6 protein-coding genes are annotated in these 8,554 nt (G+C 69.4%); 4 read left to right on the top strand and 2 right to left on the bottom strand.

Annotated features, from left to right (window positions below):
- Both AC07Q9_RS30865 and AC07Q9_RS30860 read left to right on the top strand, forming a co-directional pair.
- A partial coding sequence (locus AC07Q9_RS30865; protein ID WP_495312881.1) for an autotransporter family protein occupies window positions 1-2,585 on the top strand: 2,585 nt, incomplete at its 5' end.
- Between the two features lie 61 nt (window positions 2,586-2,646).
- On the top strand, window positions 2,647-3,483 hold the full coding sequence (locus AC07Q9_RS30860) for a MurR/RpiR family transcriptional regulator (protein WP_062480494.1): 837 nt from the start codon (window positions 2,647-2,649) through the stop codon (window positions 3,481-3,483).
- A 27-nt stretch (window positions 3,484-3,510) separates the two neighbouring features.
- Here AC07Q9_RS30860 and AC07Q9_RS30855 read toward each other — a convergent pair whose 3' ends face one another.
- Window positions 3,511-4,782, bottom strand: a complete 1,272-nt coding sequence (locus AC07Q9_RS30855; RefSeq protein WP_495312880.1) for an OmpA family protein — start codon at window positions 4,780-4,782, stop codon at window positions 3,511-3,513.
- A gap of 11 nt (window positions 4,783-4,793) precedes the next feature.
- Window positions 4,794-5,558, bottom strand: a complete 765-nt coding sequence (locus AC07Q9_RS30850) for an IclR family transcriptional regulator (RefSeq protein ID WP_447776210.1) — start codon at window positions 5,556-5,558, stop codon at window positions 4,794-4,796.
- A gap of 90 nt (window positions 5,559-5,648) precedes the next feature.
- Between AC07Q9_RS30850 and AC07Q9_RS30845 the strand changes: the two genes are divergently transcribed.
- Window positions 5,649-6,446: an enoyl-CoA hydratase gene (locus AC07Q9_RS30845; protein ID WP_070059491.1), complete on the top strand. Its 798-nt coding sequence runs from the start codon at window positions 5,649-5,651 to the stop codon at window positions 6,444-6,446.
- Window positions 6,447-6,452: 6 nt separating this feature from the next.
- Window positions 6,453-8,540: an acetate--CoA ligase family protein gene (locus AC07Q9_RS30840; RefSeq protein ID WP_495312879.1), complete on the top strand. Its 2,088-nt coding sequence runs from the start codon at window positions 6,453-6,455 to the stop codon at window positions 8,538-8,540.
- The last annotated feature ends 14 nt before the right edge of the window (window positions 8,541-8,554 follow it).

Here is an 8,554-nt window from a genome sequence, read left to right as displayed (position 1 = left end):
TCGACCAGGTGGCCAGCGGCAGCTTCGCGGGCACGATGAGCGGCGCGGGCAGCCTGCGCAAGATCGGCGGCGGCGAGTTGTTGCTCACGGCGGCCAACAGCTACAAGGGCGGCACGCAGGTCGACGGCGGCACGTTGAATGTGGGCGTGACTGGCGCGATCGGAACCGGCCCGGTGGATGTGAGCGGCGGCGCCGGCCTGATCTTCAGCGGCAGCGCGCAGGCCGAAAGCCTGAGGATCACCGCAGGGCAGACCGGCAACGGCTTCGTCCAGTTCAAGGACGACACGTCCGCCGGCAGCGCGAAGCTCGTTGCAGGCGCCACGGGCGCCATCGATTTCCGTGGCAATGCGACCGCCGGCAACGCCATCATCGAGAACCACAACGACACCACCTTCTGGTTCAACGCCAAGGCGGGCAAGGCCTACATCACCAACTTCGCCGGCGGCGCGACCAACCTCTGGGCCGATGCCTCGGCCGAGCAGGCGACCATCGTCAACGAGGCTGGCGGGACCTTGGACATGCGCGGCAACGCGACGGCTGCTCAGGCGAGCGTGGTGAACAAGGTCAATGGCACGGTCTCCCTGTCGAAGCTCGGCACGCCCGGCACCACCATCGGTTCGCTCGAAGGCGCGGGCCGCGTGCTGCTGGGAGCGAAGGCGCTGACCACGGGCGCTCTCAATACCGATACCGAAGTCTCAGGCGTGATCTCGGGCGTGGGCGGCTCGCTCGTCAAGATTGGCACGGGCGCGCTCACCTTGTCGGGTGCCAACACCCACACCGGCGGCACGGCCCTGCGCCAGGGCCGCCTGAACGTGGGCCACAGCCAGGCCCTGGGCACCGGCACGCTGTCGATGGACGACGACACCACGCTGGGCTTCAGCACGAACGGCCTGACGATCGCCAACACGATCAAGCTCACCGGCAACCACGACCCGGTCATCGACACGGGCGCGTTCAGCGGCACGCTGAGCGGCGCGATCAGCGGTGGCGGCTTCATCACCAAGCAGGGCACGGGCACGCTGACGCTGTCGGGCGCCAACACCTACACCGGTGCGACGAACGTGGCGCAGGGGACGTTGAAGGCCGGCGCGGTGAACACGCTGAGCGCGGCTTCTGCGCACAGCGTGGCCACAGGTGCCACGCTCGACCTGGCGGGCTTCAACCAGACCGTCGCGTCATTGGCCAACAGCGGCACTGTGTCGCTGGCCGGCGCGACCGCAGGCACCACGCTGACAGTCAAGGGCGCCTACGTCGGCACGAACGGCGTGCTGAAGCTGAGCACGACGCTCAACGGCACCGGCCCTTCGGACCGCCTCGTGCTCGACGGCCCCACCGCGATTGCAAGCGGCAAGACCCAGGTGCAGATCGGCAACCTCGGCGGCCTGGGCGCACTCACGAGCGGCAACGGCATCGAGGTCATCACCGCACAGAACGGCGCGACCAGCACCGCACAGACCACGAAGGACGCCTTCTCGCTGGCCGGTGGCCATGTCGACGCAGGCGCCTACGAGTACCGCCTGCATGCCGCCGATGCGAAGGGCGCGGGCGAGAGCTGGTACCTGCGCTCTACCACCGACGCGGTCGCGCCGGGTCAACCGGCGGGCCTGCCCGTCGTCACCTACCGCCCGGAAGCCGCGCTGTACGCCGCACTGCCGGGCCAGCTGCGCCAGGGCAGCCTCGCGATGCTCGGCGATGTGCGCAAGCGTGTGGGCGACGACGATGTGAAGGGCGCCGCGAGCGCACCGACGGGATCGGACCGCCGCGCCTGGGCCCGCGTGCTCTCCACCGACATCGACATCCAGCAGGGCGGCACCGTCTCGCCCACCAGCAAGGGGCGCCTCACCGGCTTCCAGGCCGGCACCGACCTGCTCGCCACGCCGAACTGGCGCGCCGGCCTGTATGTCGGCCAGCTCGACGGCGATGCCCGCGTGAGCGGCTTTGCCAGCGGCATCCGCAACCTCGCGGTGGGCCGCAACGACCTGCGCAGCCAGTACGTCGGCGTGTACGGCACCTACACCGCCGACAGCGGCTTCTATGCCGACGCCGTGGTGCAGTCGGGCCGTCACCGCTACACGGTCGAGCCGATGCTGGGCGCGGGCGTGGGCGGCAAGGGGAACAGCTTGCTGGGCTCGATCGAAGTGGGTCAGTCCTTCGCGATCGGCAGCAGCGGTTGGCGCATCGAGCCGCAGCTGCAGCTGATCCATCACCACATGGACCTGGGCAACTCGACCATCGCCGGTGCCATCGCGCAGCCCCAAGCCGACAGCGGCTGGGTCGCCCGCGCAGGCGTGCGGGTCAAGGGCCAGGTCGACACCGGCCTGGGCGTGCTGCAGCCGTACGGGCGCTTGAACGTCTACAAGACGTCGAGCGGCACCGACATCGCACGCTTCGTGAGCGGCGCGACCACGACCGACATCGTGGCGCCCACCGGCGGCACCAGCACCGAACTCGCAGGCGGCTTCACGCTGGCGTTGAGCCAGACCACCAGCCTGTACGGCGAAGTCGGCAAGCTGTGGTCGTCGGGTGGCGATGCCAAGGTGAAGAGCTCGATCAACGGCTCGCTCGGCGTGCGAGTCAAGTGGTAGGCGGCTGAAGGGGCTCGCGCCGCGCATGGCATCATCGTGCGCCGCCTCCCACCGCCCACCCATGTCCGCCGATTCCTTCGTCCGCCGCGTTCGCAGCCAGCTCGACCAGTTGTCCGCGACCGAACGCCAGCTTGCCGATTTCGTCCTGGAGTTTCCCGGCGAGCTGGCCAGCTATGCGGGCAACGAACTGGCGGAGCTGGCGGGGGTGTCGCCTTCCACGGTGAGCCGCTTCATCCGGCGCATCGGCTACGAGAACTACGAAGAGGCGCGGCGCCAGGTGCGCGAAGAAAAGCAGACGGGCTCGCCGCTGTTCCAGAACGCGACCGAAGCCTCCAAGCGCGGCCACCTCGTGGCCACGCACTTCCAGCAGTCGCAGGCCAACCTGGCGAGCACCTTCGAGCGCCTGAGCGACAAGCAGATGGCCGAGATCGTGAAGGCCATCATCGGCGCGGGGCAGGTGCTGATCTTCGGCACGCGCAGCAGCCACGCGTTCGCGCTGTACCTGCGCTGGCAGATCATCCAGGTGGTGCCGCGCGTCACCGCCATTCCGGGCCCCGGCGAAACGCTGGCCGAGCACCTGGCGGGGCTGGGCGAGCGCGACTGCGTGATCGTGTTCGGCACGCGCCGCCAGACCCGCCAGCTCGACACGCTGCTCGCGGGCGCGCAGCGCGTCGGCGCCAAGATCGTCTACATCAGCGACCGCGCCTCGCCCGATTTCGCGGGCGCCACGTGGTCGCTGCAATGCGACTGCCGCGGTCCGGGTCTGCTCGACAACCACGCGGCCGTGATGGGCGTGTGCGACCTGATCGCCACGATGGTGATCGAGGCCGCCGGCTCGGCCGGGCGCAAGCGGCTGGCGGCGATCGAGCTGGGGCACGAGGAAAACGGCGAGCTCTGAGGGGGCGCCTTCGCGCGCCTGCGTGCGCTACTTCGGCTCGAGGATGGGGAGCGTGCCCTGCTTGTCCGCGATCGAGGTGCTTGCGCCCGAGGCAAGCAGTGCGTCCCAGAGCGCGCGTTTCGTTTCCAAGGTCGTGAAGGTCATGGGGCCGAGGCTTGCTGAAGGCACCAGATGCAGCGGCGTCTTCCCATCGGCGTCCGCTGCGTTCGGGTTGGCCCCCGCGGCCAGCAGCGCCCGCACCGCGCTCGGATCGGACCAGAGAACCGCCGCATGCAGCGCCGTTCGGCCGTGGCCGCCCGGGGCATCGAGTGCCAGGCGGTGCGACATCAGGAACCGCAGGTCCTCCGCCGACACCTCCGGCCCGCCGCGCCGGGCAGCGCACACGACCCACTCTTGCTGGGCTGCGGGTGACAGGTCGGCGAGCATCTGCGAAATCCGGATGCGCTGCATGGTGGCCCGGTCGATGAGGGGCCTCCATTCAAAAGGGGCACCGCACCACAAGGCGCGCGCGAAATCGCGCGACGCGGGTGTGCGGACATCGACGCGCGGCAGTGCCGCAGCCAGCGAGGCCTGCGCGTAGGGTGTACCGAGGGCTGCGGCCATGAGTGCGGGGGACAGCACGTCGGGCATCGCGTCCGGTGAGGCCAGGGCCTGCAGTTGCCTGAGCAGGCCGTCGTCCTGCCGGTAGATGGCGAGCAACTGGTACTTCTGCAGGAACCGCGCGCGCAGGGCGCCGTCCTTGATGAGCGGCAGGAATTGCAGCGGCGTCATTGCGTCCCATGCGTCGTGCGTCCGCGTCTGCGTGTCTCGCGGCGCAGCACTCGAAGCGATGCGCCGCCATGTGTCGAGCAGGCGAAAGCCGCTGGTGCCTGGCGTCTGGTCGTAGAGGCCCACGTACTCGATCCCCGCGCGGCGCTGCAGCGCCGCAGCCTGTCCCTCGAGTGGCCGGGTGGCCCCTTTCCCTTCCGTGTAGATCATCCGGGGCGGAACCCCGAGCTGGATCATGTGAAAGCGCGCCGCCGCCGCACGGCGCTCGCTCAGCGCGACCGGATCGGGCTCCGAGGCTTCGGCATGGCCCAGGATGATCATGACCTCGATCTGGCTCTGTTGATCGACGCGTTCCGCCAACTGCAGGAGCTTCTCCTGGCTGGCAGGCGTGATCGCGGTACCGCCCGGTTGAAACAGTGCATCGGCCGCCCCGATGATCTTGTTGCTCGAGGCCAGGGCCTGACCGCCACCCATGCAGGCGACGGCAACGAGAGCGCACTTCAAGATGGACAGGAGGTCGGGCTTTTTCATCAGGGCGCAGCCTACCGGGCGTTTGTGTCACCCGAAGGCAACTGCGCCTTCAACAACAACGCCATCTCCTTCTTGCGCGCCGGCGGCAGCCGCGGCGTGATCGCGCCGAAGCTGATCGCGGCCAACGTGGTGGCCGACGCCGCAAACGTGCGCCCCACGCCCGACACCCCTTCGGTGAGCGTGTCCACGATGTCCGCATGGCCCGCCGCGCGCGTGCGCTTCACGGCCTGCTTCATGCGCTCGCGGGTGAAGCCGGCCTGCGCGTACTCGGCGGTGTGGCGCTCGAGGATGCGGTCGATCTCGGCATCGGACAGCGCGGCCATCAGTGCCAGCCCGCCCGCGCCCAGGCCGAGCAGGCGGCGTCCGCCGACGTCGGTGGTGAACACCTTCACCGGAAAGTGCCCCTCTTCGCGGTGCAGGCACACGCAGTAGTCCCCCTGGCGGATCACGAGGAACACGGTGTCGCCCGACATGCGCGCGAGTTTTTGCATGAGCGCGCGGCACGAGTCCACCAGCGGCACGCGCCGCATCGAGGCAAAGCCCAGCTGCATGGCGTCGATGCCCAGGCGGTAGGCCTTGCCGTCGGGGTCGCGTTCGGCGAACTGCTCCTCGGCCAGGCACGACAGCAGGCGGTGCACGGTGGAGCGCTCCAGCCCCGAGGCGGCGATCACTTCGGTGAGCTTGATGCCTTCCTCGTGGTGCTCGGCCAGCAGGCGCAGCAGCTGCAGGGCGCGCCGCAGGCTTTGGGCGCCGGCGGTCTCTCTGGGTTCGTCCATATAGTGGGAAAAATTGGAGTTAGTGTTTGGAATGCAGGAATTTCGAAGTCTAAACTGACCCCGCCCCAGACACCGACCCGGAGACACACGATGGCCTACGACACCCTCGAAATCGAACACCACGGCGCCGTGCGCCGCATCCTGCTGGCCCGCGACGCCCAGCGCAACGCCCAGAGCCAGCAGATGCTGGACGAGCTCATGGCCGCCTTCGACGACGCCGCGCGCGACGACACGGTGAACGCCGTGGTGCTCGGCGGCAAGGGCGCGCACTTCTCGGCCGGCCATGACCTCAAGCAGGCGCAGGCCGAGCGCGCGAACTTCACGGTGGAAGAGCGCTGGGCCTACGAAGAGCTGCGCTACTTCGACTACTCGATGCGCATCTGGGACTTTCCCAAGCCCACCATCGCGCAGGTGCAGGGCGCCTGCGTGGCGGGCGGTTTCATGATCGCCAACATGTGCGACCTGGTGGTCGCGGGCGAGTCGGCCTTCTTCAGCGACCCCGTGGGCCACACGCTGGGCGCGGCGGCCACCGAAGTGCTGATCCACCCGTGGGTGATGGGCGCGCGCAAGGCCAAAGAAATGCTCTACACCGGCGGCAAGCTGTCGGCGCAGGAGGCGCATGCCATCGGCATGGTGAACCGCGTCGTGCCCGATGCCGAACTGGCCGACGCCGCATTGGCGCTCGCGCAGCAGATCGCCAAGGCGCCGCCGTTCGGGCTGCGGCTGATCAAGCGCTCGATCAACCGCACGCTCGACGCGCAGGGCCTGCGCACCGCATTGGCCGCGCACTTCGACACGCACCAACTCTCGCACCTGAGCGAGGGCTTTCTCACGGCCCGCGACCGCGGCCTGGCTTCGGCCATCCAGAAGAACCCCGCCTCCGCCTGAACGAAGATGACTTTGCACCGTCTCGAACCCCTGCTGAACCCGGCCTCGATCGCCGTGGTCGGCGCCAGCGGCAACGCCGCGCGCATCGGCGGCATGCCGCTCGCGCACCTCACGAAGTTTGGCTACCGGGGCGCGATCTACCCGATCAACCCGAAGTACGAAGAAGTCTTCGGCCTGCGCTGCTGGCCTGACCTCGAAGCGCTGCCCGCCGCGCCCGACCTGGTGGTGCTGGCACTGGCTGCGGCCGAGGTCACGCCGATGCTCAAGCGCTGCCAGGCGCGCGGCGTGCGCGCGGTCATCGTGTATGCCGCGGGCTTCGCCGAAGCCGGTGACGCGGGCGCCGCGCTGCAGGCCGAGCTGGAGGCCTTCGTGGCCACCACCGACATGGTGGTCGCGGGCCCGAACGCCATGGGCTTCGCCAACCTCAACACGCAGGCCCACACCAACTTCGCCTCGGTGTTCAACACCGCGCCGATGCAGCAGGGCCCGGGCCGCGTGAGCCTGCTCACGCAAAGCGGCAACGTCTGCGCCGCGGTGTACGCCATTGCGCGCCGGCTGGGCGTGGACTTCAGCCACTTCATCAACACCGGCAACGAAGCCTGCGTGGACTTCGCGCAGTACCTCGAATACCTGGCGCAGGACGACGCCACCGAAGTGGGCATCGGCTACATCGAAGAGCTGCGCGACGGCCCGCGTTTCATGGAGGCCGCGGCCGAGTTCGTGCGGCGCGACAAGCTGCTCATCCTCTACAAGGCCGGCGAGACCGAGAAGGGCTCCGAGGCCGTGCGCTCGCACACCTCGGCGCTGGCGGGCGACCAGCAGATCTACCAGGCCGCGTTTCGCCAGCTCAACATCATCCAGAGCCACGACTTCGCGCAGATGGCGCAGCTCGCGCACCTGGCCGGCTACCGGCACCGCAGCGCGGGCAAGCGCGTGGCGATCATCACGATCTCGGGCGCGCTGGGCGCGATCCTGGCCGACAAGTTCATCGGCCAGGGGCTCGATGTGCCCACGCTGCCGCAGCCGCTGCAGGACCAGCTGCGCGCCGGCATTCCCGACTACGGCATGGTCTCCAACCCGGTCGACGTGACGGGCAACGTGGTGAACGACCCCGGCTTCGTGCGCACCGCGATGGAAGCGCTGGCCGTGTCCGACGCCATCGACGCCATCGTGGTCTACGCGCCGGGCTACATGCTCGACCGCATGGCCGACGACCTGTGTGCCGTGGCCGACAAGCACCCGCGCCTGATCGTCGCGATCGACACCGGCGCAGCGAAGACGCGCGATCAATTGCGCACGGGCGGCGTGCCGGTGTTCGAGGACATCGGCGTGGCGGTGTCGGCGCTGTCGCCCTTCCTGCTGTGGCAGGAGCGGCGCAAGCACAACCCCTGGCTGCAGGTGCGCAGCCAGCCCGCGCCCGCGCGCACCACGCTGGCAGGCCGCGCCGACGAGCACACCACCAAGCGCTACCTGGCCGAGTTCGGCGTGCAGCCGGTCGACGAGGCCGTGGCGCGCACGGCCGACGAAGCCGCGGCCGTGGCCGAACGGCTGGGCTTTCCGGTCGTGCTGAAAGTGCTCAGCGCCGACATCGCACACAAGACCGAGGCCGGCGGTGTGCGCCTGCGCCTGGGCAATGCGCAAGAGGTGCGCAAGGCCTTCGACGAGGTGATGGCCTCGGCGCGCGCCTACGCGCCCACGGCGCAGATCGACGGCGCGCTGCTGCAGAAGATGGAAGCAGGGCAGGCCGAACTCATCCTCGGCGCCACGCGCGACCCGGTGTTCGGCATGACGCTGACCGTGGGCCTGGGTGGCGTGCTCACCGAGCTGTACAAGGACGTGAGCCACCGCGTGCTGCCGGTCGACGAGGCCATGGCGCGCGACATGCTGGGCGAGCTCAAGGCCTTTCCGCTGCTCACGGGGTATCGCGGCCGGCCGCTGGGCGACGTCGAGGCCGCGTGCCGCGCCATCGCCGGATTTTCACGCGCCGTGCTGGCGCTGCAGGAACAGGCAGACGAGGTCGAGGTCAACCCGCTGCTCGTGAAGGAACAGGGCCAGGGCGTGCGCGCGCTCGACGCGCTGGTCCTGGCTTCGTAGACACAACCACAACC

It is taken from the genome of Variovorax sp. GW821-FHT09A10, assembly GCF_059418385.1.
This window is presented reverse-complemented; position numbering and strand designations above follow the sequence as displayed.